Genomic DNA, 23,330 nt, shown 5'->3' on the forward strand with positions numbered 1-23,330 from the left:
TTCTTAATTGAACATACGATGTCGAGCTTCTATCTTCAGCGGCTGGTTCCCCAGCCGCTGAGCAAACCATCCGCCATTATGTTCTTCTGGACGTCAGGGCCATCTGCGCCGCCTCGCCTGACGGACCTACTTGCGTTGACTGCGAACTTCTTGAGAAGAGGATCGCTCTCACCGCAATCCGCCAGTAGCGAACACAGCACATCCGCCTCTGCTGTTTTCCACTCTTCAATTGTCAAGGTACACTAATCTGGTCTCACTCAGGCCGTTGTTATCTCCCTACGCTCACCATCTTCCACGATACCATCTCGCTAAGGGCAGACCCCCCCACGTGAAACACCTGGAAACAGAAGATGACTGGCACTGGCTGCCGATGTTGGATCTGGACAGCCCACCAGCGATGGGCGGGGTGACCGGCTTTCGCTGAGTGGCCTCGCTGTCTTTTTGTTCCTCTCTGCGAGGCGAGTGAGATTATCTCACAGCCTGGATCGGTTGTCAAGGGGGTATTGGCCAATTTGCCAGAAATTTTCTCAAAAAGGGGAGCGAGTCCCTGGAAGGAGCTCGCTCCCAGGAGAGGGAAAAGGGTCAATCAAGGCAATGGAGTCAGGCAGTCGGTACGATTTCCTGGGCCTCAAGCGCCCTCCGTCCGATCTTGGCTGGAGCAGTCTCCTTGAGACCAAAAGCCAGGAGTGCGCTGACCAGCATGCCTGCGGCGGCAATCCACATTGGAGCCACCAGCCCCCAGTGATCTGCGGCCACGCCGCCCAGCCAGGGGGCAAAAGTACCACCTACCAGCTCCCCAATGAACTGGGTCAGGCCGACCGCGCTGGCCACTAGTCGATATGGCAGGGACTCACCCGGAATGATCACCAGGAAGAGCGGGAAGACAGCCTGGCCAACGGTTGTCAGGAAAGCAACCATCATCATGACTCCCACGGGGGCGCGCAACAACGCCAGGCAGATCGGCGACAAACAAGCGACGAAGGCGAAGAGGATCAAGGTGGGCTTGCGGCCCAGACGGTCAGAGATGGCCGGCCCGACAAAGCCCCAGACAAAGGTCCCCAAACCTACCGCGGACATAATCAGGCCCATCTCATCAGGTGAATAGTGGCTTACCGCCGTCAGGAAGGTCGGGGCAAAGGTGGTAAAGGCAAAAAGCCAGGTCATTGAGAAGATAGCGATGAGCACACAGAACCACATGTTGCGATGGCGAAAGACCGCTCCGATGTCTGCCAGGCGCACCTTGGTGTGCTCAACCGCCTCAGCCTCCTGAGCAGTTCCTCGGCCAGGCTCACGCATCCATTTGAGCAGGACAAAGAACATTACCAGGCCAGGCACACCTACCAGATAAAAGGCTTCATGCCACGAGTAATGCACAGCGATCTGGGTGACGATGATCGGTGTCAGGAATGAGCCAACCAGCCCTAACGAGCTTTGGACAAAACCAAGGTTGAAACCACGGCGCTCGGGCGTGGAGGCCGCGATAACGCTCGCCTGTGCTAATGGCAGCACCGGCCCCTCAGAAACGCCCATGAGGCCGCGCACGAGGATCATTTGCCAAAAGCTACGGGCTAGTCCTGAGAGGAAGGAGAAGAGCGAAAAGGCAAGGGTAATGGGCAGCAAGACCTTCTTCCGAGAACCAACGAGATCAGAGATCGAGCCAAAGATGAACCCGGAGACCGCCCAGCACACCGCAAGCACCGAGGCAATCATGCCAATCTCAGCATTGCTGAGCTTCAGGTCAGGGGCAATGAAAGGGAAGAGATAGACAATGCTGAGCCGCTCCATGAAGACGAAGCCAAAGGTGAAGAACATCATGAGAACGACACCGTTCTCGTAGCGGAAAAAGGACCTCTTCTGCGGCGAAGCCATACCTGCAAACTCCTTTTTCTTGTCTACTCGCTCGCTTGTTCACTTGACCCGATGAACAATACTCTGGCACGCTGCCTGACCTGGCCCGTAGCGTGCCCTTTCGATCTGGGCGTCTCCAGCAACGGAGACCTCGACCCTGGCTCGCGGACTCCCTCGAGAGACGCTTAGCACTCCAAGCTATGCCTCGGTTCGCTTGGCCCGATCTGCAACTTCGTTTCCTTCAACGCTGAGGAAGGCCGACCAGCCCGCTATGACACGGGCAGTGACTTCGCTCCCCCGGCTGGCTTCTTCTGAGTGTCAGCACTCTGTAGCTCTCTTTGCTACTTTTCTCACTCATCAGTAAGAATATCTTCTATTCATCCTGTCTATCAAACTGATATTTTTTGCTATGCTTACACCTCCTCTTCATTTTTGAATATCGTTGAGCCGACGTAAGAGAGTGCGATACCCCCCGGCCTGGAGGTCCTTACTGCCCACCTCAGTCTCAGGGCCGCTGCCCGACACTTCCACCGTGCTGGTCAGCCGCTCCGCTGACCAGCGCAAGCGTTGGGCAGCCCCAGCAGAAACGAGGGGTTCAATTGCGAGGCTGGCCAGGGTCGCCGCTGCCTCCTGCATCTCGTCGGCCCGGCGCTGGGCATGGAGCCGATGTCGCTCAAGCAAATAAGCCCCGAGATCCCCCAGAGGCTTGTCGGGGAAAGAGGCATTGAGTGAGGCCAGCACCTGCTCGGTCAGGCCCGCCTTCTCAGCTGCCAGCAAGGCTTCTAGAAAGAGGGCTTCCATGCCTTTGAGCACCACACTGCGACACATCTTGAGGGTGGCCGCCGCACCCAGTGGTCCTTCCAGGACTTCGATGTTCATGCCATAGGGCGCCAGAGCCTCGCGCAGGCGTCTGGCCCCTGGCCCATCAGCCACAAGAGGAACGCGGTGCCGCAGCGGAGGTACAGCAGACATAACGGCGACACTGGCATAGCTGACGTTCGGGGCCAGCTGAGTGATCACCTGGCCAATCTCGGCCTTGACCTGCGGAGCACACGAGTTGAGATCAGCGTAGAGAGTCCTGGCTCGCAGGTGTGGGGCAATTTCACGCGCTACTGTCAAGGCTCCGCCCGCTGTGACCAGCGAGAGCACAAGATCAGCTTGAGCAGCAAACTCAGCCAGGCTGGTCACCAGGTGGACTCCGCAGCGGGCTGCCCGCTCAGTGAGGGCCGGACCGCTGACAACATCGTAAGCGTACAGGTCACGTAGTCCTTCCTCCGCCAGTCCTGTGGCAATCGCCGAGGCAGCCTCACCAAAGCCGATGAAGCCGAGACGCATGGTTCATTCCTCCCACTCGTCATAGCGCACGTACTCGACGCCAAGAGCCTTGAGCTTACCGCGCAGGCTGTAGAGATCCAGACCTAGTTCACCAGCAGCCAGACGCTCACGGGTGGCATTTTCTTTAGCGCTACGGATGGCGGCTTGGGCAAGGGTTTGCGCCAAAGCCTGGCGAGGAACACAAACCACTCCATCGGCATCGCCCAGGATGACGTCGCCTGGCCTGATCAGGGCACCTGCGCAGACGATCGGTATATTGACTGCTCCTGCCGTTTCTTTGACAGTGCCTCGCGCCGAGATGGCTCGCGACCAGACCGGGAAGCGCATGGCACTCAGCGTCCCCACATCGCGCACTCCAGCGTCAATGACAAGACCAACCACTCCATGCGCCCGCGCCGAGGTGGCCAGCAGTTCGCCAAACATGCCATCTGTCGAGGGAGCTTCTGTCGCCACGACCAGCACATCGCCAGGCTGACAAACCTCGATGGCTGCGTGCACCATCAGGTTATCGCCAGGAGGACAGAGGACGGTAACAGCGCACCCCACCACATGCGCTTCGGGATAGATGGGACGCAGATACGGCTGTAATAAGCCTTCTTTGCCAAGGGCTTCGTGAACAGTCGCCACGCCATAGGCAGCTAACTGTTCGACCAGAGCCGCTTCTGGTCGCGGCACCGCTGTGACGACGACGGGACGCCTCATAGAAACTCACCTCCAACGGTGGGGTAGACGCGCTGATAGGCTTCTGCGTAGACCACGCGCTGGCCGGAGTTGCGCCCCGCCTGCATGCCACGCCGCTTGGCTACATCGGTGTAATAGGCCCAGAGATGCTCTTGCGCCTCCATGCACTCCATAGCCTGGCGCTTTTTGTCAAAGACCGGCGTGATGTCGAGCAGAAGGTCAATGCGAAAGCCACACTGCTCTGGCTGATGTGGCTCGTAGAGAAAGACCGGCGGCGCCCCAATGACGGGATAGGAGGAGGGATAGCCATGCGCCTGAGCCAGAATACGGCTCTCCAGCACCAGCTGGGTCGTGCGCGGATGGTCCATGTTGTAGGGGTCTTGTAGAGAATGGGTCAAGATGATGTCTGGTCGATATTGGCGAAATTCTTGAACCAGGGCATCACGCAGCTCGGAGGTCACGTCAAGTGGATAATCGCCAGCGTCTAGGAAACGTACTTCTGCCCCGAGAATCGCCGCGGCCCGCTCAGCCTCAGCCCGGCGGATCACCTTGATCTCCTCCAGCGTCTTGCCTTCTTGCCATAGGCGCGCTGATTCGCCTCGCTCCCCGAAGGAAAGGCAAAGAACTCGCGTGCGCCAACCACGCTGCGCATAGAGGGCAATGGCTCCTCCAGCACGCCAGACAAAGTCGGCAGCATGGGCACTTACGACCATCAAGGTACCCGTATCTGCAGCCTTAGTCATAGACGCTCTCTCCTCACTCAACCAAAGGCTTTGCTAAAGCCTCACTATTGCTCAGCCTTGCCTGGCTCAGCTGCATGGCTCGCGCCCAATCTCTTGCCTGGCCTTGCCTGTCTGGCCGGCGCAGGCAGAGCACAGCGACGGCCTGCAGCCGCAGGCCACATCTATTCGTCTGCCACCAGCCGCGCTGGATTCTCAACCAGCAGGCGCTGAACTTCACGGCGCGTGAAACCAGCTGCCAGCAAACGAGCGGCAAAATCAAGAAGACCAGAGACGATCGATGGGTTTGAGCGCTGGCCAAGATCGGATGATAGCACGGTTCTCTCTGGACCAACAGCGCGAATAGCAGCGAAGAGTCTTTCCCACGGGCATTTGTTGGTGTAGAAGGTGGTATAGCAGCCTTCGATATAGGCCCCCATGTCCGCCAGCCGCCGCTGCTCCTCAATGGAGAGGGCCTGCGAGGGGAAGAGAGCATGAGTAACCACTATGCGCTTGACACCGCTCTCCCGTGCTGCTGCCACTACTGCAAAGATTTCATCTCGCGCTAGATGCCCTGTGGCCAGCACCATGTCATACTCGGCGACACGAGCAAGGCAGGACCGCACTTCGGGGCGTAGCTGACCATGCTCATCGAAGACACTAAGTGGCTCGGGAGCACAGCCTTTGGCTCGGATCTCCTGCTGAATGCGGGTCCAAAATGGCTGGTGCCGCTCGCCACGGGCCTCTTGCCTCTCCGGCGACTCATTGGCGGCGTCAACGGTAGGCAGCCAGACGACACGCGCTCCAGCCCGGCCAGCGATATCGACAGCCACCGGATTGAAGCCACCCACGGCGTGGTTGAGGGCCACCGCCCCAAAGACCTGGGCCCCTGGAACAGCAGCAGAGACCACTCTGGCACGCTCGGCGGTGGGAAAGTAGTGCGATTTCAGGACAAAGCCGCCCCAGCCAAGGGCGACGAATTCCCGAGCCAGCGATAGATCATCTGTGCTGCGTTCAATCAGATCTGGCTCAATATGCAGGTGCATGTCGATAGCGCCAGCCAGTAAGCGGACGAGATCCTCACGCTCTCTGTCAATCACCCGGCTCACTCTCCTCTTCGCTTTGATTTGTGATGTGTGGAGGCTTCCCTATCCTCGCTCTCAAGCAGATCGGGCCGCTCACCGGCTCATGCGACTTGGCAGGGGCCGCAGACGATCTTTCCTCATCGGCATGCGCCCGCGAGTAAGCCCAGGTTCCTATTCTCCGAGCCATCAGTGGCCCTGCTTCAGGCGTCGCAGGGTTTCACAGACACCAGAGAGGTGGGCGCGCATGGCCTGCTCGGCGGCATCAGGATCATGGACAGCAATAGCCCTAATAACAGCATCATGCTCGGCTAACGAGGTAGCTGGACGACCGGGCGCCAGAATGGTGCGATACTGATAGCGCACACTCTGCGAGCCGAGTGTCTCTAGCAACCTGGCCGCTGTACGGTGACGGGCAGCCTCGGCGATCACCCGATGCAAAGCCGTGTTCAGAGCAGAGTAGGAGACGAGGTCGCCTTGCTCAACACAGGCGTGCATCTGGGCCAGTAGATCGCGCATCTGGGCGATATCCTCGGGCCGAGCCCGCATGGCAGCAAAACGGGCCAGCAGCGATTCTATGGCAGTGCGTGCCTCTAAGATCTCTAGTGCCTCCTCGGGCGAGACGAAACGCACACGCGCGCCACGGTTCGGTTCGCGCACGACCAGCCCTTCCTGTTCGAGGCGGGCCAGCACGGTGCGGATGGTCGCTCGTCCAGTTCCCAGCCGCGCCGCCAGATCAAGCTCGATCAGACGCTCATTAGGCTGCAGCGTGCCGTCGATGATCCAGTTACGAAGACGCTCATAGCAGGTCTGTTCATTCAATAGCTGCGTTCCCATCTTCCTCAAACCACCGGTGTACCATAGGTATGGAAGGTTTCTACAGTCTTGTTCCCCCAGGCTTGACCGCGCGCACGCTCCTCCTCAGTCCAGGTGATGGGCTTCCAGTCGGGAGCCAGGACCAGGTAGCCGCCAGAGCAGACCTCGATCCGGTTCTTGCCCGGCTCATAAACATAAACAAAGTAGGTCTGGTTAATGGCGTGCTTGCTCGGCGCGAATTCGATGAAGACGCCATGATCGACAAAGAGGTTGGCGGCCCGCCAGATCAGTTCGTTGGACTCGACGTGAAAGGCGATATGGTGGAGGCGCCCCCTGGCACCAGTGGCATCCTGGGTGTAGACCAGGTCGTAGGATTTGTTGGTGGCCCGGTACCATAGTCCCGGGCGCCGGCCATTGTTGAGGAGGATCTGCTCAGTCAGGCGCAGGCCAAGATAGCGCTCGACAAACTCGCCGTCAGCCTCGGCGTACGAAGAGAGAAAGTTGACATGATCGAGCATCTTGACCCCAACCCCTCGCCCGGTCAACTTCTGAGGCTGGTTCTTTAGAGCAGGGCGTAGATGGACAGGAGGCTGATAGTATTCGGTCTCATAATAAAGCTCCAGCAGATGACCGTCGGGGCCACGGAACTGATAAGCGCGGCCATGGCCGAGATCCCCCTCGATCCACGCCCCCCGAATCCCCCCTTGCTCTAGGACGGCCACCCGTCGCTCTAGAGCCTCTGGACTCATTGCCCGCAGTGCTGTATGACCAATTCCGGCATGCTCATGGGCGGTTAGCTTGAGCGAATACTGCTCATAATCGCCCCAGCAACGAAGATAGGCCGAGCGCCCTAGCCGGGCAACTTCTTCCATGCCCAGAACCTCGACGAAAAACCAGAGGCTTTCGTCAAAGCTGGGGGTCAATAGCTCAACATGCCCCAGGTGAGCAATGTCAAAGCAGAGCGCTTCAGACATGGCTCAAGAACCTCCTTTGTAGCGGGTCACGACTCCCGATGACTGCGCTGTGCAGCGTGTGCGCCAGGCCCCTTCGCCCGGCAGAGTTTTGCCACCAATCTTGCCTACAAAATTGTCAACACCGACAGCGGTAATAATCAGGCGCCGCTCGCAGGTGGTGAGCACAAAGCCAGCTCCGCATCGGCCTGCAAGCCAGCTCTCCTCTGTTTAACAATCATGTCTACAAGATTGTTAACAATCCTCCTACAAAAAAAAGAAAACACCGCTTGCCAACTTTGGCGAGCATTTTATACGAGGAGCAGGCCTTTGCTAGCGCTGCTCCTCTGTTCTTTGTAAAGTATAACATATCTCTGTCGCTTTGTCAAGGCGAGGGGCTGCGCTCCATGTGGTAGAGAAGCAGAGCGAGCACCTAGCTACTCGACGATCCATTGTGGCCAGGTTCGCGACTCCGCGGCCCGGCGTGGCCCGTAGAGCCAAAGGTGGCCTGCCATTGCAGACGCAGCTCCTGGGCACGGGCAAAGATCTCATTCAAATGCGGATCGTGAGCCGCGATGCGATCGCGTAGCCGCGCGAGTGTCAGCAGATACTCATTGAGACTGCGCACCAGGGCCTCACTATTGGTCAGACAGATATCGCGATACATCTCGGGGCTACCGGCAGCCAGGCGCGTCATGTCGCGGAAGCCGCTGGAAGCTAGCAAGGCGGCATCGCCCCAGGATGGAGCCTCGGCGGCGGTTGTCATGAGAGCAATGGCGGCCACAAAAGGCAGATGGCTGACATAGGCGACCTGGCCATCGTGCTCCGCCGGTTCAAGGAAACGAATGCGGGCCCCCAAGGCTTCCACGAAGCTGGCGACCTTGTTGACAGCGCTCGGGCGGGTCCGCGCCGTTGGTGTTAGACAATAGATACGTCCCTGGAAGAGGCCGGCATCGGCAGCCTCGACTCCGCTGACCTCTTTACCAGTCATCGGGTGTCCACCAACGAACGAGACATTCTCTGGCAAGAACTCCTCCGCCCAGCTAATGACCTGAGCCTTCGTGCTCGCCACATCAGTAATGACGGTTCCGGGAGTCACGCAGCGGGCCAACTGCTGCAGGAGGGCCCGCATCGCCCCCACGGGCGTCGCCAGCACCACCAGCTCGGCGCCGCGCACGGCATCGGCCAGCGAGTCATAGGCTTGATCAATGGCTCCCATCTTGCGGGCTTGCTCACAAACCCCACGCCCCAGGTCATAACCGGTCACCTCTTGGGCCGCTTTTGCCCGATGGAGAGCCAGTCCGATCGAACCGCCGATCAATCCTAATCCGACAATTGCTACGCGCTGAAACATGGAGTATCCTCACATCAGTGCAGCCAGTGATAACGATCGATGAGTACACAAAGCCAGGGCAACGGGAGCGACGGCGAAGTCGACAGGAGAGCTGCGCGACGGGCCTGCTCGCCCGTTCGCCACACTATTCGCCGCACTAAAAGTAGGGCAAGCTCTCCAGCCAGGCCACTCCATCCGGGCCAATAGCGGCCCCCAACATGGCAGTGACCTCATCGCTGAGTAAAGCGCGCTGCTCCTTCCGATACTCGCGCAGAAAGCGCGGCAAGACCTCGGGGCCGGCGCGCTTCAGGAGGTCGAGGGCAAAGCGCTCTAGCAGTAGATCAAAGCACAGATAATCTTCAGCCGAGGTCTCCTCATCCCAGCTGAAACTGCGAATGGTGACCGGCGTCTTCCCATCTTCTTCCGCCAGGAAAATCTCTGCATACAGCTCATGCAGATCACGATTAACCACGTCGTGCTGGCCATCAAGGCGATGGGAGAGCCAGAGGGCTGCAAACTGCAGTTGCCATTCATCAGCCCAGAGCGGATAGTCCTCCGGCCAGGGACGCGGGTCCTGCTCCAAAAAAGCATAGGCCAGTTCGTGGTACAGGAGGAAGGTCAGCTTCTCGGCTGCCGGCTCGCCAATGATGGGATCAAGCTGCGTCGGCACGACCAATGAGGGCGGCTCTGTCGCATTAGTAAAATAGGGCAGCCGGGTCTGCGCTTTCCCCAGATCCTCATCATGAGGCACCTTCTCCCAGTCAGCCGGCGCGACCAGGATGATCTCCAGCTCCGGCAGCGGCAGTTTGAGCAAACGGCCTAGCTCTTCCGCTGCCTGATTGAGTTTCAGCAGGAGATGCTGCGCTTGCTGCTCATACCCCCGCGGATAGTAGAGCAGAAAGCTATCCAGCAGTGTCCGATAACGCTCATAGGGGAACGACATGATCTTCTTTCTTCTCGTTGTAGTCTCATACCAGGCCAGGGACCCTGTGGTTTCAGGCTCCTGGTTAGACCAGCCAGCAGAATGCTACAACTGCTGCCCCGTGGCCGTGAGCTAAGCGTGGCCGACCAAGAGCGGGCAGAGCGCTCTCTCTCCTTCCTACTCTACTCGCTCCGACCTGGCTCTGGTCCCGCCCCGGAGGGCGCTGGCTCTATCCCTCCCGGCAAAAGCCGCTCATCTCTTTCTTCGCGGGCATAGCGCTGCAGCTCCTCAATAGTCCTCTCTTGACGGAAGCGCCGATAGAACCAACGGTAGAGCTGCTGGAGACGCCGGGGCGTGAGCTGCTTGCCGCTGTCATAGTACTCCAGCGCTACCTGACCAATGGCCCATGTTCCAGCAGCCGCAATAGCACCCGCTACCAGGTCCCCCCCAACAGGTACCGCCTTGGCTACCTGCTCTGCCAGGTAGCGCAGACCTGCCCCCCCTACCATTGTCAGAATCAGCTCGCGCGCATGACGCATCGCTTCGCTGGAGGAGATGGGTTCCCCATAGAGAGCGGCCAGGCGTAGCACCAGACGCACCTGCGTTCCCAGGATAATGGGAATATCAATGAAAGGCACCGGCTCCAGGCCAGCGGCCAGGCTGAGGAGCGTGGCGTTGCGAATAATGCGCTGGGCCGCACTGCGTCGAAAAGCCGGTAGCTCTCGCCCAATAACCAGGGCGGCCTCGGGACTGGCTTCGATGATGGCCGGAATCAGCTCTTCAGCAATATTCTGGCCGTTCTGGGCCGAGATCGGAATAACCCCAGCTACACCCAGGCGTACGGCGATCTCGGTCGCCAGACGATCGCCATCTAATCCAGCCGGTAGGGCATCAACCTTGTTCACTGCGATGACCGCGGGCTTGTTCAACGCTTTCACTTCGTTGTATAGCTCACGGTCCTCTGCCTGAAGCCCTCGTACGCCATCCAGCAAGAGCACAATCACGCTCGCCTGCTCCAGCGCCCCCCTGGTAATCTCGGGAAGATGACCGGGCGTATCGATGAGGGTGAACGGACCAAACTCGGCAGGCACCAGCGCGCGAGTGGTACCGGCATCGGGAGATACCAGGGAGATGTTCTTCCCCATGATCTTGTTGAAGAGGGTGCTTTTGCCAGAGTTGGGTCGCCCGACAATGACCACTGTGTTGCTGAGACCGGCCATTACTTCCTCATGAGCCTGCTTCCAATTGACCGCTCGCATGAAAGCTTGCATGAGCGCCAGATTGGCTGGCAGATTTTTGAGAACGCTGAGGCCTAGCTCGCGCACGCTCTTCGGACGCTCACTTTTGCGAAAGGCTCGCGGGAGCAATTGCTCCACAATATTCTTTTTGGTCGTTTCCTCACTCGCTGAGGAGATGGGCTTTTTCTGGGCCACGCGCGTCGTCCTTCCCTGTGCTATTTGTGCCTCGATGAAAGAAAAACTGCGACCTCAACAATGCCGCTTTTCGTAACCATTATAGCTCTCGCGCTCAGGTGAGGCAACCGCCAGGCCCTACACCGATCACAGTTATTCGCTCAGCCGATCCGCCGATTGTCTCGCTCTAGCATCTGCTCGCTTGCTCAGCGCGGCCTGGACGATCCTCGCTCCCCTTCAGCTGTGGCATCCTCTTCGCCATATCCCTCTACCTCCTCGCCTCTTCTCTTACTACCACGCAGATGGCAGAGATAGAGAGACGATCACTGACCCGCCCCCGCCTTCAGTTACCTTCTACCTTCTGACCTTTCCGTCCTGTATCCTCCAGCAGATCACCCTCTCTGCCGTGGGAACAGTTACCAGGGCCAGCGCCAGGTCAGAGGGCAAGGCGGAAAAGGCCAGTAAGAACTTTCATTCCTCTGCTTCGACCTGCCGCTCCTCCACGGCTTCGGCTTCCTCTTGGAGCGGAAGTACGACCTCCGCGGCCAGGCGCGCGACGATGTCCGGGGAATAGGGAGGGCGCAGATTGAGAATCAGATGCGTGGCCCCAGCCTCGATGAAGGTTCGGGCAGCCGAGCGAAGCGCCGCCAGCGGGCGAGCCGGATCGACAGGGAGCTGAAGCGAGCGTTCGATCTCCTGGGGATTGCGCCCGATGGCGGCACAATGCGCATCCAGCACGGCTTGCTTGCGGCGAAATTCGCCTACGTCACTGCCGTTATAGTTCCAGATTGAAGCATAGCGCGCTACAACGCGTAGCGTCAAGCGCTCTCCGCTGCCGCCAATGACAAAGGGCGGATGGGGCTTCTGCTGCGGCTTCGGCTCACATGGAGCCTCATGCAAGCGATAGTAGTTGCCCTCGAAGGTAACGCGCGGCTCCGTCCAGAGGCGCTTGATCACCTCACAGGCCTCGCCCAGGCGCCGAATACGCTCGCCCGTGGAGTAAAAAGGCAGACCATAGGCCCGGTGCTCGCGCTCAAACCAGGCGGCCCCCAGGCCAAAGTCGAGCCGCCCCCCCGAGATCAGATCAAGCGTCGCTCCCATCTTGGCCAGCACGGCGGGATGGCGGTAGGTGTTGCCGGCTACCATCAGGCCAAGGCGCAGTCGCTGCGTCTGCGCCGCCAGGGCCGCCAGCAGAGTCCAACCTTCCAGGATGGGACCCTGACTCTGCTCCTCCAGCCCTAGCGGGATAAAATGGTCGAAGAGCCAGGCATGCTCAAAGGCCGGTTGTGCATCAGCTTCCTGCCAGACCCGTCGGATCTCTTCATAGCTCACAAACTGCTGCGCTGTTTTGAGGCCAAAGCGCAGCCGTGCCCTTCTCGCTGCCATTGTTGTCTGCTTCTTTCTACCTCGTGCTTGCTTGATGTGCGCTTACTCTGCGGCTCAGACGCGCTCCAGTGGGATAAAGCCGAGTGTGCGCAGAGCATTATTCATTACCTGCGCCGTGGTGCGCACGATCCAGGCGCGGAAGGCCTTGACGCGCTGGTCCTCCTCCTTGACAATGGGAGGCGTATGCTCATAGAAATCACTGAAGTGAGCGGCCAAGTCATAGGCATAGGCGGCCAGCAGATTGGGCGCCAGATGGCTGGTCGCCTCCGCCAGGCGACGCGGATAGGCATCGATATGCCGCAACAACTCCCACTCGCTCTGCTCCAGGACCGGCGGCAACTCCTCCAGGCGCTCAGGGACCTCATAGCCGCTCTCTTGCAGGCGGCGCAGAATGCTATTGGCGCGCGCATAGGCATACTGGAGATAGACACCGGTGTCTCCCGTTGGTCGGAGCGCTTCCTCCATATCAAGGGCGATCACCTGCTGCAGGCTAAAACGGATCATAAAGTAGCGGATCGCCGAGGCCCCCAGAATGGCCGCGGTCTCGTCGGGCAGGTCCGGCTTGACCTCCTTCATACGGGCAATAGCCGCATTGATCAGGTCGTCGGCCTTGATCTCGATGCCCTTGCGCCCCGACATCGGATAGAACTCGCGTCCATCGGAGGTGTCCACTCCCAAACTCGCTGCGGTCGCGGCGGAGAGAGTGACGATCTCGTAGGCAAGGTGCGTCGAGTTGCTGGCCTGCTCCTCATAGCCGAGGCGGCGCAGGCTCTCGTAGACTACCTGCTGGGCATAGGACTGGCGTACATCGATGACGTTAATAACGCGCTGGGCATGGCCGAAACGGAGGGGATCGCCCTCCTGACTCGCCTCCCCCTGAAGTCCCGGGGTGCGCATCGTCCAGAGCAGGCGCCCATCGTGCTGGCGCCCCCACGGCACAAAGGTGAAGTGTACATCAAAGGCCGGATCATCGGTCAGGCCAAACTTCCAGAGCTGGTACGCGATATCCTTGGCGGTGTAGGTCGCCGTTCCATCGCTCTTGACCAGCACTTTGTCCAGCGTATGCTCACTCTCCTCGTCCTGGGACTCGCCTTCGCCAAACGGCAGAATCCAACAACCGGCCAGCTTGCCGCTCTCAGGGCGCCGCAGCAGGCCGCGGCTTTTCAGGACCTCGAAGGTTCTCCTCCAGAGGCCACTATGGAGAATGGCCGACTCCCAGGTGAGCAGGTCATAGGAGATATTCAGCCGGGACATGGTCTTGAGGTGAGCCTGCACAATGCGCTGGGAGAGATCGGCGGCCAGGGCCGCGTAATCCGCTCCCTCCTCTGACCGACCGGCCTCGGCCTCACTGCCGTGCTCAATGGCCCGCAGCACTGCATGACGCCGCTCCAGTAGCTCCGGCTGCTCGTCGTAAGCCTTGCCCACAGCAACGTAGACCCGGGAGCAGTAGTAGTCAAACGGCTCGCCTGGCAAAGGTTCATCACCCTCGGGGAGATGGAGCCGACCTTCCTTGAGGAGGGTGAAGCCGACAACAACGTCGGCTACCTGAACTCCGGTATCGTCGATGTAGTTCTGGGCTTCAACCTGGTAGCCCTGGGTCCGCAGCATACGTACCAGGGTATCCCCTAAGCATGAGTTCCGCAGGTGGCCAACGTGGGCCGCTTTGTTGCTGTTGATATTCGTATGCTCGACCACTACCTTGGTGCCCACCCCTGTCTCGCTCTGCCCAAAGTCAGGGCCAGCCTCTAGCACACGTACCATGATGTCACGACTCACCAACGGGCGGTTCAGGCGAAAGTTGAGATAGCCCGGGCGCGTGGCCGTGACCTCCTGCAGCGTCGGCAGGTTCAGCGAACGCAGATAGTCGGCCAGGGCCTCGGCGATGACCAGCGGTGGCCGTCCCAGGCGATTCTTCGCGGCCCATGACATGAGTGGAACGGAGTAGTCCCCAAAGCTGGCCTGGGCGGAAAAGCCCAGGTCGATGGGGAGTTCCTCAACAGGATAATCGATTTGCTCACGGGCCAGGTAGCTCCTCGCCGCTTCTCTAACCAGTGCGCTGAGATACTCATGGAGATCTCTCGGTGCCGCTTCGGCGGTTTCCTGTGCCTCTGTGCTTGTTGTCATACGGCCTCACTAAACAATCCGCAACACGGACGAATGCAGTTGAGTAATTCTAGAGTGAAACGTTTGCGTTACACTATAGCGTAGCTCTCTCGCCCGGTCAAGGCCCGGGGGACCAGTCCACCTTCTTCCGCCTCGCCCTTCCCAAGACAGGCAGAGAGTTTAACCGAGAGGGGGGACCAGGAACCCGCGCAGACTGCACTGCACCGCCCAGGGATAGGAGGAAGAAGGGGAGGGAGACGGCCAGGAAGAGAGTACCTCGTTTGGGCCAGAAACAAAGGGGCGTGACAGGTGGCTGGCCTGTCACGCCGCTACCACTCTTGTCTCTGCTGCGGCGATGAGATGCAACCTTGCCTTATAAGCCCTCTATCATGAACGAGCTAGCCAGCTCAGGCCATTGGCCCAACCGGCAGGCGGAACGGCCCCTGACCGCTCTCCAGAATGCCCGCCCAGGAGCGGTACCAGGCCAGCAGGGCGGTCACGATGCCAAGCCAGCCAGCCACGTTGGTGATCACCGAGTTGCCGCTGAACTCAGCAATGCCCAGTACCACAAAGGTCAGGAAGAGGAAGAAGAGAACGGCCATCAGGGCAATATCGGTGCGCAGGGCGCTCAGGAAGAAGAGCAGGGTGATCAGCCCCCAGGCCAGCATGAACCAGCCCAGAATGGGACCAGTCACCAGCAGCTTCTGCCAGACGGTAAAGCCAAAAGCCAACCAGAAAGCACCGTAGGTCGAGAAGGCCGTGGCTCCAAGGGTGTTGCGGTTGCGGAATTCCCACATGCCCGCTAGCAACTGCGCCAGGCCGCCATAGAAGAACGCCAGACCAAGAACATCATTGATACCATTGCTGGAGACAAGACCGGCATTGACAACACTAAGGACAAATGTGGTCAAGGCAAATGCGGCCAGGCCAAGTGGAGCGGGATTGGCAACTGCGGCGGCAGCGGGTTCGCTGCGCTCTGCTGCAATCTGGGCCATTGACGTTCCCACCTTTCTGTCGAGATGTTAATGATCAGGCACACTGTGCCTCGCTTACTGGCTCGGGCGCTCAGCTCTCTGCTAGCTTCGCTGCCCGGACCTGCACTCTCCACAGGCGACTCTGCCTGCTACCTACCAGGTAGGAGGTCGCCACCACCAGATGTCGCAAACACCTTCTATCTGCCCTCGCACCCGCTCAGGTGCGCCCTCACCCACAGCTTCCATAACCAGGCATATGCCGATTTATGGATGAGATTGGCGCCCAGCACCTCCCTTTCTGCAGTTGGCTATTGCTCAGTAATTATGACCGCATCAGAGGAGTGGTGTACGTGATTATTATAACACATTTCGCGGGCTGTCGGAATGTGGTTCTACGGCTTTCTAAGGGCCAAACTGGCTCTAGCAGGCTCCTTTACAGGCACGCCCTCGCAACAAGGGTCAGGAGCATGCCGCGCAAGGAGAGACAAATAGAGGAAGTCGCCCGCCAGGCTCACTCAGGTCGTTGGCCAGAGCAATCACCCCACTGGCCTGGCCTTCTCCTTCCAGGGAAGCTGTCTGCCTGGGCACTTGCCTGCCAATGTGGTACACTGGCAACAGAACGCGCGCCAGGGCAGGCTCTTTCTCTTCAACCGCGGCCTGCACCTCTGTCGCCATCACGTGCTAGTGTATAGACACTGCTTTTTCTTTCACCATCAAAGATGAGGTGATTCGATGCCGCAAGATATCTTTATTATCGCAGGAGCACGTACACCGGTCGGTGTTTTGCAAGGCTCCCTCTCGGAGATCAGCGCTATCGATCTGGGTGTGGTCGCCGCCAAAGAGGCCTTGCGACGAAGCAAGGTTGAGCCAGCGCTGGTTGATCAGGTGGTGATGGGCAATGTGCTGCAGACCAGCAAGGACGCCATCTATTTTGCTCGCCATGTCGCCTTGAAGGCCGGCCTCCCGATCGAGGTGCCAGCTTTGACGGTCAATCGCTTGTGCGGTTCGGGTCTGCAGGCCATCGTGAGTGCGGCTCAGCTCCTCCTGCTTGGCGAGGGGCAGATCGCGCTGGCCGGAGGAGCGGAGAATATGACCCAGGCTCCTCATGTGATCCGTGGCGCCCGCTTTGGGTTTAAGCTGGGTCAGACCCCACAGCTGGAAGATAGCTTGTGGGAGGCTTTGATCGATACCTATATCGGCTGCGGGATGGCCATTACGGCGGAGAACCTGGCCGAGCGCTACGGGCTGACGCGCGAGGAGGTCGATGCCTACGCGCTGCGCAGTCAGGTGGCTGCACGTCGCGCTCAGCAGGCTGGCTGGTTGACAGAGGAGATCGTGCCGGTAACGGTGCGCGATCGCAAGGGCAACCCGGTGGAATTTAACCAGGACGAAGGGATTCGCGATACTTCAATGGAAGCTCTGGCAAAGCTGCCAGCTCGCTTTCGCGAGGGCGGGGTGGTGACTGCTGGCAACGCCAGTGGGATTAACGATGCGGGCGCCTGTGTGGTCCTGGCAACCGAGGAGGCCGTGAAACGCCACAATCTGCAGCCAATGGCTCGTCTGGTCTCCTGGAGCGTGGTGGGCGTGCCTCCCGAGATTATGGGCATTGGTCCGGCCCCGGCGATTCGTCAGGCACTCAAACGGGCTGATCTACGCCTGGAGGATATGGACCGTATCGAGGTCAACGAGGCTTTTGCTGCCCAGTATCTGGCGGTGGAGAAAGAACTGGGCCTGCCACGCGAGAAGACGAATGTGAATGGAGGAGGCATTTCAATCGGTCACCCGCTGGCCGCCAGCGGTGCTCGTTTGACGATTACGCTGTTGCACGAGCTGCGTCGCCATCATTTGAAGTATGGGGTGGCTTCGCTCTGCATTGGCGGTGGTCAGGGCATTGCCGCCGTTTTCGAGAATGTTGCCCCGTGAAACGGACCAGAAGCGATAGCTGGCTCTGACCCCGCCGCCCTGCCTGTCGCTGGCGCTCCCGCTCTCTTCGAGCCGAGCCAAGACGAGCTGAGCTGAGGACCGAGCGTCAGCGACACAGGGTTCGTAGCTCGCTATTTGTCATCATAGTGGAGGACTGTACCGACTTCGCTCTCGCACGCCTGAGCATTGGAGGAGGCAGCAGAGCCATGTACTCACCCTATCATCGCTTCTTCGCTGACGATTCGTCTTGTTCTGGCTCCTCCAGAGGCTCGCCGGTTCCTCCTTCAGCAGCTGAGTCGCAAGCTGAGGCTGGGTCAGGATCATCGCCCGCAACGGGGGATGAGCTGGAGCTTGTTCCTTTGCCCGCTGCCGCTCGGGCGCCGTTCCCCTGGCTGCGCTGGTGGGAAGAGGCTCGTTCCCGTCGTTGGCTCCTGAGTGGTGCCCTGGGGCTATTGCTGCTGACATTGCTGCTCGCTGTGGCGCTTCCTCTGCTTCGAGGGGCTTTCCTGCTTAGATCCGGTGCCCCGTCCAGCGCTGCAACTCCTGAGTCGGCTGCACTTCTGATGAGTGGCCAAAACCTCCTGCTGGCAGTCAACGGCGATAGGCTTTACGCCTTCTCCAGTGAGGGCGTACTCTCTGCCGTACAGGCCCACGATGGTGGCCTCCTCTGGCGCTACACCCTGCCGGTTGCGGCTTCCCAGTTCCTGCCTTCTTCGCCTTTCGTGGCCGATGGCGTGGTCTATATCAGCGGCGTTTGCTTTGCAGCTTCTCCCGCAGGAACCCCACGTGCCAGCTCTCCCTGTCTTTCAGACTCTGGAGTGAGGACAATTCTAGCGGCTGTACGTGCCAGCGATGGCCAACTGCTCTGGCAGCGGGTAGAGGAAGGTCGCCTCTTCGCAAATACGCTTATTGATGGGAAGCTCTATCTGGTCCAGTCGTTGACCTCAGCAGCGTTGGTAGAGGCCTTGGAGGCCAAGACAGGGCAGATTCGTTGGCAACGGCATCTTTCTGGCTCACTGAATGGGGGGCTGGTGGGCGGTCAGGAGGATCAGATGGTGGTGGCTCTCCCTCTGGGAGCAGAGAAGCAGCCGGAAACTCAGGTGTTTGCCCTGCGACTTGATGATGGCCAACCTCTCTGGAGCCAGATGCTCCCAGGCTCTTTGAGGCCCGTCTTGGAGGAGCAGGGTCGCATCTATCTGGCCACGGATGCCCGGGGGGCCAGCGTGCCTCTACCGGAAACGTTGCTCTGCCAATTGGATAGCCGAAACGGCGCCCAGCTCTGGCAGCATACCATTCCGGGCCAGTTGATCAACTTCAACCTGTTCGGGAGCCGCGCCGGCAGCAAGCTGTTTGCGTTGACTGATGTGGCCAAGACCGCGCCCGGCAATACCTATGGCAGCGATGTGACTCTCTTTCTGGCGCTCGATGACAAGAACGGCCAGCTGCTCTGGCAGCGCCCAGTGAGCGAGGGACTCTCTCTTGCTATCCTGGCCCAGGAGCACAATGGCATGTTCTATCTAGTTCTGGAGCGTCAGGATCAGCCACAGGCCCAGCTTATGGCAGTCTCTGTCAGCAATGGTCAAACGCTCTGGCAACAGCGCTACCTTGGGCAGGGGCTGATGAGCGCCCAGCCGAACGGTACGATGTTGTATGCTGCGGTGAATGATAACGCGGTGCTGGCTCTCGATGGCACTAGCGGCCAGTTTCGCTGGCGAACCCGTTTTGCTGACACTATCAGAGATCTCGCCCTGGCGCCGAGCAATCTACTGCTGCTCTATGTCAGTACCTCTGGCGGACAGCTGGCAGCCCTCGATAGCAGCAGCGGTCACTTGCGCTGGTTGCGCTCGTTGGCTGAGTAGTATCTGTCCCAGAGGAGGAATTGTATGCACTACGGATTAGCATTACCTTTATCCGGCATCAATGGCTCTATTGAGCACCTGGTTGACTATGCCTGCGCCGCCGAGGCTGCCGGCTGGGACGGCGTCTTTTTAGAGGATTACCTGGTCTACTGGGAGGGGGCACAGGTGACGTTTGATCCCTGGCTGGCCCTGACAGCAATCGCTATGCGCACCAGTCGGATACGCCTCGGGATCACGGTGGTGCCGCTCCCAGTTCGCCAGCCCTGGAAAGTGGCCCGCGAGGCTGTAACGCTCGATCATCTCTCCCAGGGCCGCCTGATCCTGGGCTTTGGGCTAGGTGACCTGCAAGATTCCTATTTTGGCGAGAGCAGCGATCTCAAGCAGCGCGGGGCCATGTTGGATGAGGGCCTGGCGGTCCTGACGGGCCTGCTCAGCGGACAGCCTTTCTCTTACCAGGGCACCTACTATCAGGTAAAGCCTCTCACTTTTCAGCCAGCTCCGCGCCAGCAGCCACGCATACCGATCTGGATCGGCGGTTTCTGGCCACGCCGCGCCCCAGCCCGCCGAGCTGCGCGCTGGGACGGCTTCTGTCCAGCTAAGTTGGCTGGCGATGGAGAGGATGGCCTGCTGACGCCAGGCGATGTCGCGGCCATTCGGCGTTTCTTGCTCGCTGAACGTGGCAGCCTGGAAGGGTTCGACCTCGTGGCAGGTGGCAGCAGCCCCCAGAACCCAGTCGAGGCCCGGAGCCAGGTCTTGCAGTTCGCCGAGGCCGGGGCAACCTGGTGGGTAGAATTCATCTCGCCTTCAGCGAAGGAGGCAGCAGGGACCTTGCATCGCATTCAACAAGGGCCACCACGCTGAAGCTCCCCTGTTACTGCCAGCACCCTGCTCCGCCTCTGAGGCTGCGAGCCGCCGGAGCGCAGACATGGCGGGATAGAAGCCCGGCCAGCCCGTCGGGGCTGAACCGGTCGCAGTCTCTCCTTCAGATCAGAAATGCATGAAGCCTCGCACAAGCAGGGCCAGCACAAGCAAGAGCGCTGCGAGCAGATTGCTGCTCATGTTCTGAGCCATGAGAGCCAGATACTGCTTCAGCTCGCCCTGGGCACGGCGTAGGGCCAGGTAGACAGGCATGACTGTGAGAGCGGCGAGTACGCCATACCAGGGGAAGACCCCAAGGAGAATGTCGATGACAATGAGGAGGGCGGTGAGTCCCAGCAGTGCCGCTCCCAGCTGCCGCGCTCTAGCCTCACCAAGCAGCACCACCGGTGTTTTCTTGTCCACTTCGCGATCAGCTCGCCAATGGAGAAAGTGATGGAAGTAGAGTACAAGGGTGGTGTAGAGTCCAACAGGCAGAGCAGCCAGAATAGCAGATAGATTGATACTTCCTGCTTGAACGTAGTAGGAACCTACCAGTGGCAGCAGACCGAATGAGAGGAAGATGTCTAGCTCTCCAAGGCCTCGGCCAATATAAGCGAGCCGTAGAGGAGGGGCGACATAAAAGAAAGCTAGCAAAAAGCCGGCTCCAGCCAGGGCAAGGACCCAGGGACGCCAGAGACTGAGGATGAGACCACACAGCAAGGCTATGGCGAAGAGGATCAGCCAGAACCGACGATAATCGGCCAGCGAGGCGCTGCCGCTGAAGAGGGCCTGTGAACCGGTGGTGAGTGCTTTGCCCTGGCTCTGTAGCTGGCGCGCCCGGGCATCAGCTCCCGCCGTGAAATCAAAGACGTCGTTCACAACGTTGGCGCCGAGATGGGCCGCAAGCGCTCCTACCAGGGTGAGCAGGAAGAGACCCCACTGGAAGCTGTAGCCCTCCTGCCAGGCCAGAATAGCCCCCAGGACCACCGGGGCAACCATGACAGGCAGCGTGCGCGCCCGCGTCACCGTTGCCCAGATACGTACCTTTTCCATAAGTCAACGATAGCACCTCCTTTTGAGATTTGCTTTCTCTTGTTCCTTGCTCCTCCCGACGTCGCTCCCCGCTCGGCTCAGCGCCCTCCCCCGACTGGCTCCTCGCTCGTTCCTGGCCGCCAGCAACGCTAGTATTATAGAACACGCCACCAGGCCACGGGCAGAGATAAGGATGAGTTCCTTTCCCTTCTATCGCAGGCCGCTTCTTCTCCTGTTACCAGATGATACACAAGAATACCCATAGATTGACATAAAAATCTGATTAAATATTCTTGTATAATATTCCTTTCTATATTGATAAGACAAAGAGAGAAATATATAATATCATTGTGTCGAGAAATCACCGCAAGCGAGAGACGTTGGACGGTGATAGGTGGTGCCCCGTCCCTTCCAGGAAAGGAGTAGAGAGAAGAGAAGATCGAGAGACGACCAGGCTGACTACCAATGCTTTTTGCAGGACCATTCCCCGGCCTGGGGAGGTCAACACAGGAGAAAAAAGGATATTCTTCTCAGAATACTCCAAAAACATGACTATAGTCACACTTCACGAGAAGCGCGTCTTCAAGAGCGGCCCTGTGGAGAAGCCAGCGGAGGAGCAGACAAACAGCAAGGCCCAGGAAGAAGCGGGAGCAAGGGCGCTCCTTGTGGCTCAGTGCCTGGGTTCCACAGCGATCAGGGCAGAGCAAGCGCCAGGGTCAGGAGCGCTGATCGACTGCTGTACTGCCTGCAGCCGAGGCTGAGAGCCGGCGGGAGATGACTCTTGCCACTTCTGTCAAGGGAAGAAGCGGCACACTGCCTGCACACGTCGCCTGGGGATAGAGAGCACATGAGGCAAGGCAAGTCAGGGCAGGGCGAGGCATACCTGCCACGAGGTTCTGTCTGGAGGAAGGTGTATTATGCAAGGGTTAATCGTTGTGACGTGGGAGCGGTATCTCTATGAGCGCTTCGGCAAAGAATTTTTAGAGGTTTACCGCAAAGCCATTGGCATACAGAGCCACGTCGTACCTTTGGCAAGTCGCATCTACAAAGATGAGCAGTGGCTCATCGGCGTCGAGGCCGCCAGCAAGCTGACAAAGCTGAGTCCAGATACGCTCCTCCGCGAGTACGGACGTTACTTCTTGCTCAATGGCCTCACAGGGCACTTCTGCGCCTACCTGCTCAGCCAGGTACGTAGCGGGCGCGCACTCCTCTTGGCCATGCGTGATGCCCATGCGCAGATGCGGCGCGCCTCGCCTCAGCTCATCCCTCCCATCTTTCGCTACGAGAGCATTTCCAGCAATCCCAATGAGTTGTTGCTCATCTACGACAGCCCCCGCCATCTCTGTTCCCTGCTGTGGGGCACCATTGAAGGGGCCGCCGAACGCTACGGAGAAGCTGTTCGTATTATCGAGGTGGCTTGCATGAAGCATGGCGCTCCCGAGTGCAGACTGGAAGTGCAGTTTCTCCCAGGCAAGGGGCAGCCTGCTGAAACGCCCGCCCAGACTACCCAACGGCTCGCGCGTCTGCGCCTGGCCCATCTGGTCTTGCTTGCTCTGCCCGAGCGCGAGGGCATCACACTCTCTGAGCTAGCTGATCGGCTGCGCCAGCGCCAGGTCGAGACCGAGCAACTGCGTCCTCGCTTTTTGTTAGAGGCCCTGGAGCATCTGCAGTTCGCCGGGCTGGTGAAGAGTAATGCCAGTCAGGGGAACGAGCTGTTCCGTCGACGTTACTGGCGCGCTCCTACCTCGGGGAAGTAGTTCCCCGGCACAGCAGTAGGGCCCCTTCCGTCTTCCTTGCGATAGCTGGCTGGCCACCCGGTCAATGCGCGCTCAATGACGAGTGTCGGCCAGCCTCCGTCATCAGTGGTCGTGCCCTCATCATCTCCCTTCCAGAGGATGTTGTTAGGGACCAGTAATAGTAACATATGTTACCTATTATGTGCTCCATCACCATGATACTCGTTTCTGGCAGTAGTCCGCGCAGCCGAGGCACGACCGGTCTCGGCCCCCCTTCCTTTTCGCTCCAGCAAGGGATCAGCCTCCATCATCAGAAAGGGCCATATGGTTACCACATGACCGTCCTACCGCAGAGCACAGC

Annotated in this window: 21 protein-coding genes; 5 read left to right on the forward strand and 16 right to left on the reverse strand. The window is 59.4% G+C overall.

The window, feature by feature from the left end; all coding sequences use genetic code 11:
• Positions 1-246: hypothetical protein (locus A4R35_RS24610; protein WP_223258203.1), on the forward strand; the 246-nt coding region annotated here is incomplete at its 5' end.
• A gap of 354 nt (positions 247-600) precedes the next feature.
• Here A4R35_RS24610 and A4R35_RS04860 read toward each other — a convergent pair.
• The 14 genes from A4R35_RS04860 to A4R35_RS04920 form a co-directional block, all read right to left on the reverse strand.
• Positions 601-1,869: an MFS transporter gene (locus tag A4R35_RS04860; protein WP_112427078.1), complete on the reverse strand. Its 1,269-nt coding sequence runs from the start codon at positions 1,867-1,869 to the stop codon at positions 601-603.
• A 405-nt stretch (positions 1,870-2,274) separates the two neighbouring features.
• Positions 2,275-3,183, reverse strand: coding sequence for a DUF1932 domain-containing protein (locus tag A4R35_RS04865; protein ID WP_112427080.1), 909 nt, complete (start codon positions 3,181-3,183; stop codon positions 2,275-2,277).
• Between the two features lie 3 nt (positions 3,184-3,186).
• Positions 3,187-3,885 carry a 4-carboxy-4-hydroxy-2-oxoadipate aldolase/oxaloacetate decarboxylase gene (locus tag A4R35_RS04870; RefSeq protein WP_112427082.1) on the reverse strand — a complete coding sequence of 233 codons (699 nt, stop codon included), beginning with the start codon at positions 3,883-3,885 and terminating at the stop codon, positions 3,187-3,189.
• A complete protein-coding gene (locus A4R35_RS04875) occupies positions 3,882-4,607 on the reverse strand; it encodes a PIG-L deacetylase family protein (RefSeq protein ID WP_112427084.1) in 726 nt (241 codons plus the stop codon). Before A4R35_RS04875 ends, A4R35_RS04870 begins: the two co-directional genes overlap by 4 nt.
• A 161-nt stretch (positions 4,608-4,768) precedes the next feature.
• Positions 4,769-5,629, reverse strand: coding sequence for a DUF6282 family protein (locus A4R35_RS04880; RefSeq protein ID WP_112434010.1), 861 nt, complete (start codon positions 5,627-5,629; stop codon positions 4,769-4,771).
• Between the two features lie 225 nt (positions 5,630-5,854).
• Complete coding sequence (locus A4R35_RS04885; RefSeq protein ID WP_112427085.1) at positions 5,855-6,502, reverse strand: GntR family transcriptional regulator; 648 nt, start codon at positions 6,500-6,502, stop codon at positions 5,855-5,857.
• Positions 6,503-6,507: 5 nt separating this feature from the next.
• Positions 6,508-7,455: a VOC family protein gene (locus A4R35_RS04890; RefSeq protein ID WP_112427087.1), complete on the reverse strand. Its 948-nt coding sequence runs from the start codon at positions 7,453-7,455 to the stop codon at positions 6,508-6,510.
• A gap of 3 nt (positions 7,456-7,458) precedes the next feature.
• On the reverse strand, positions 7,459-7,620 hold the full coding sequence (locus tag A4R35_RS24180; protein ID WP_189361338.1) for a hypothetical protein: 162 nt from the start codon (positions 7,618-7,620) through the stop codon (positions 7,459-7,461).
• Between the two features lie 244 nt (positions 7,621-7,864).
• Positions 7,865-8,785, reverse strand: coding sequence for a prephenate dehydrogenase (locus A4R35_RS04895; RefSeq protein ID WP_112427089.1), 921 nt, complete (start codon positions 8,783-8,785; stop codon positions 7,865-7,867).
• Between the two features lie 136 nt (positions 8,786-8,921).
• Positions 8,922-9,707: a hypothetical protein gene (locus tag A4R35_RS04900; protein WP_112427091.1), complete on the reverse strand. Its 786-nt coding sequence runs from the start codon at positions 9,705-9,707 to the stop codon at positions 8,922-8,924.
• Positions 9,708-9,868: 161 nt separating this feature from the next.
• On the reverse strand, positions 9,869-11,119 hold the full coding sequence (locus tag A4R35_RS04905; protein ID WP_112427093.1) for a GTPase: 1,251 nt from the start codon (positions 11,117-11,119) through the stop codon (positions 9,869-9,871).
• A 450-nt stretch (positions 11,120-11,569) separates the two neighbouring features.
• On the reverse strand, positions 11,570-12,484 hold the full coding sequence (locus A4R35_RS04910; protein ID WP_112427095.1) for a TIGR03560 family F420-dependent LLM class oxidoreductase: 915 nt from the start codon (positions 12,482-12,484) through the stop codon (positions 11,570-11,572).
• A 54-nt stretch (positions 12,485-12,538) separates the two neighbouring features.
• Positions 12,539-14,608 carry an arginine--tRNA ligase domain-containing protein gene (gene argS, locus A4R35_RS04915; protein ID WP_112427097.1) on the reverse strand — a complete coding sequence of 690 codons (2,070 nt, stop codon included), beginning with the start codon at positions 14,606-14,608 and terminating at the stop codon, positions 12,539-12,541.
• Between the two features lie 386 nt (positions 14,609-14,994).
• The gene (locus A4R35_RS04920) at positions 14,995-15,582 is read right to left on the reverse strand and encodes an acetate uptake transporter (RefSeq protein WP_112427099.1); all 588 of its coding nucleotides are present in this window, start codon (positions 15,580-15,582) and stop codon (positions 14,995-14,997) included.
• A gap of 711 nt (positions 15,583-16,293) precedes the next feature.
• On the opposite strand from A4R35_RS04920, the gene A4R35_RS04930 reads away from it, so the two are divergent.
• The 3 genes from A4R35_RS04930 (at position 16,294) to A4R35_RS04940 (ending at position 20,204) form a co-directional block, all read left to right on the forward strand.
• Positions 16,294-17,484 (forward strand): acetyl-CoA C-acetyltransferase, encoded by a 1,191-nt coding sequence (locus tag A4R35_RS04930; protein ID WP_112427103.1) that lies wholly within the window; start codon positions 16,294-16,296, stop codon positions 17,482-17,484.
• Positions 17,485-17,690: 206 nt separating this feature from the next.
• Entirely contained in the window at positions 17,691-19,343 is a 1,653-nt protein-coding gene (locus A4R35_RS04935) for an outer membrane protein assembly factor BamB family protein (RefSeq protein WP_112427105.1), read from the forward strand.
• Between the two features lie 24 nt (positions 19,344-19,367).
• A complete protein-coding gene (locus tag A4R35_RS04940) occupies positions 19,368-20,204 on the forward strand; it encodes an LLM class flavin-dependent oxidoreductase (protein WP_112427107.1) in 837 nt (278 codons plus the stop codon).
• Between the two features lie 126 nt (positions 20,205-20,330).
• Here the strand turns inward: A4R35_RS04940 and A4R35_RS04945 are convergent, their stop codons facing one another.
• Positions 20,331-21,254, reverse strand: a complete 924-nt coding sequence (locus tag A4R35_RS04945; protein WP_112427109.1) for a prenyltransferase — start codon at positions 21,252-21,254, stop codon at positions 20,331-20,333.
• An 896-nt stretch (positions 21,255-22,150) separates the two neighbouring features.
• Between A4R35_RS04945 and A4R35_RS04955 the strand changes: the two genes are divergently transcribed.
• Positions 22,151-22,990 (forward strand): heme NO-binding domain-containing protein, encoded by an 840-nt coding sequence (locus A4R35_RS04955; protein WP_112427113.1) that lies wholly within the window; start codon positions 22,151-22,153, stop codon positions 22,988-22,990.
• Here the strand turns inward: A4R35_RS04955 and A4R35_RS23850 are convergent.
• Positions 22,960-23,157: a hypothetical protein gene (locus A4R35_RS23850; RefSeq protein ID WP_146747117.1), complete on the reverse strand. Its 198-nt coding sequence runs from the start codon at positions 23,155-23,157 to the stop codon at positions 22,960-22,962. The two genes, A4R35_RS04955 and A4R35_RS23850, sit on opposite strands and share 31 nt — an antisense overlap.
• Between the last annotated feature and the right edge of the window lie 173 nt (positions 23,158-23,330).

The organism is Thermogemmatispora tikiterensis (assembly GCF_003268475.1).
GTDB classification, from domain to species: domain Bacteria; phylum Chloroflexota; class Ktedonobacteria; order Ktedonobacterales; family Ktedonobacteraceae; genus Thermogemmatispora; species Thermogemmatispora tikiterensis.

Bases quoted from the DNA above. Each gene is read 5' to 3' on its own strand.
- A4R35_RS04860 (WP_112427078.1), bottom strand. From the start codon at position 1,869: ATGGCTTCGCCGCAGAAGAGGTCCTTTTTCCGCTACGAGAACGGTGTC.
- A4R35_RS04865 (WP_112427080.1), bottom strand. From the start codon at position 3,183: ATGCGTCTCGGCTTCATCGGCTTTGGTGAGGCTGCCTCGGCGATTGCC.
- A4R35_RS04870 (WP_112427082.1), bottom strand. From the start codon at position 3,885: ATGAGGCGTCCCGTCGTCGTCACAGCGGTGCCGCGACCAGAAGCGGCT.
- A4R35_RS04875 (WP_112427084.1), bottom strand. From the start codon at position 4,607: ATGACTAAGGCTGCAGATACGGGTACCTTGATGGTCGTAAGTGCCCAT.
- A4R35_RS04880 (WP_112434010.1), bottom strand. From the start codon at position 5,629: ATGCACCTGCATATTGAGCCAGATCTGATTGAACGCAGCACAGATGAT.
- A4R35_RS04885 (WP_112427085.1), bottom strand. From the start codon at position 6,502: ATGGGAACGCAGCTATTGAATGAACAGACCTGCTATGAGCGTCTTCGT.
- A4R35_RS04890 (WP_112427087.1), bottom strand. From the start codon at position 7,455: ATGTCTGAAGCGCTCTGCTTTGACATTGCTCACCTGGGGCATGTTGAG.
- A4R35_RS04895 (WP_112427089.1), bottom strand. From the start codon at position 8,785: ATGTTTCAGCGCGTAGCAATTGTCGGATTAGGATTGATCGGCGGTTCG.
- A4R35_RS04900 (WP_112427091.1), bottom strand. From the start codon at position 9,707: ATGTCGTTCCCCTATGAGCGTTATCGGACACTGCTGGATAGCTTTCTG.
- A4R35_RS04910 (WP_112427095.1), bottom strand. From the start codon at position 12,484: ATGGCAGCGAGAAGGGCACGGCTGCGCTTTGGCCTCAAAACAGCGCAG.
- argS (WP_112427097.1), bottom strand. From the start codon at position 14,608: ATGACAACAAGCACAGAGGCACAGGAAACCGCCGAAGCGGCACCGAGA.
- A4R35_RS04920 (WP_112427099.1), bottom strand. From the start codon at position 15,582: ATGGCCCAGATTGCAGCAGAGCGCAGCGAACCCGCTGCCGCCGCAGTT.
- A4R35_RS04930 (WP_112427103.1), top strand. From the start codon at position 16,294: ATGCCGCAAGATATCTTTATTATCGCAGGAGCACGTACACCGGTCGGT.
- A4R35_RS04935 (WP_112427105.1), top strand. From the start codon at position 17,691: ATGTACTCACCCTATCATCGCTTCTTCGCTGACGATTCGTCTTGTTCT.
- A4R35_RS04940 (WP_112427107.1), top strand. From the start codon at position 19,368: ATGCACTACGGATTAGCATTACCTTTATCCGGCATCAATGGCTCTATT.
- A4R35_RS04945 (WP_112427109.1), bottom strand. From the start codon at position 21,254: ATGGAAAAGGTACGTATCTGGGCAACGGTGACGCGGGCGCGCACGCTG.
- A4R35_RS04955 (WP_112427113.1), top strand. From the start codon at position 22,151: ATGCAAGGGTTAATCGTTGTGACGTGGGAGCGGTATCTCTATGAGCGC.
- A4R35_RS23850 (WP_146747117.1), bottom strand. From the start codon at position 23,157: ATGTTACTATTACTGGTCCCTAACAACATCCTCTGGAAGGGAGATGAT.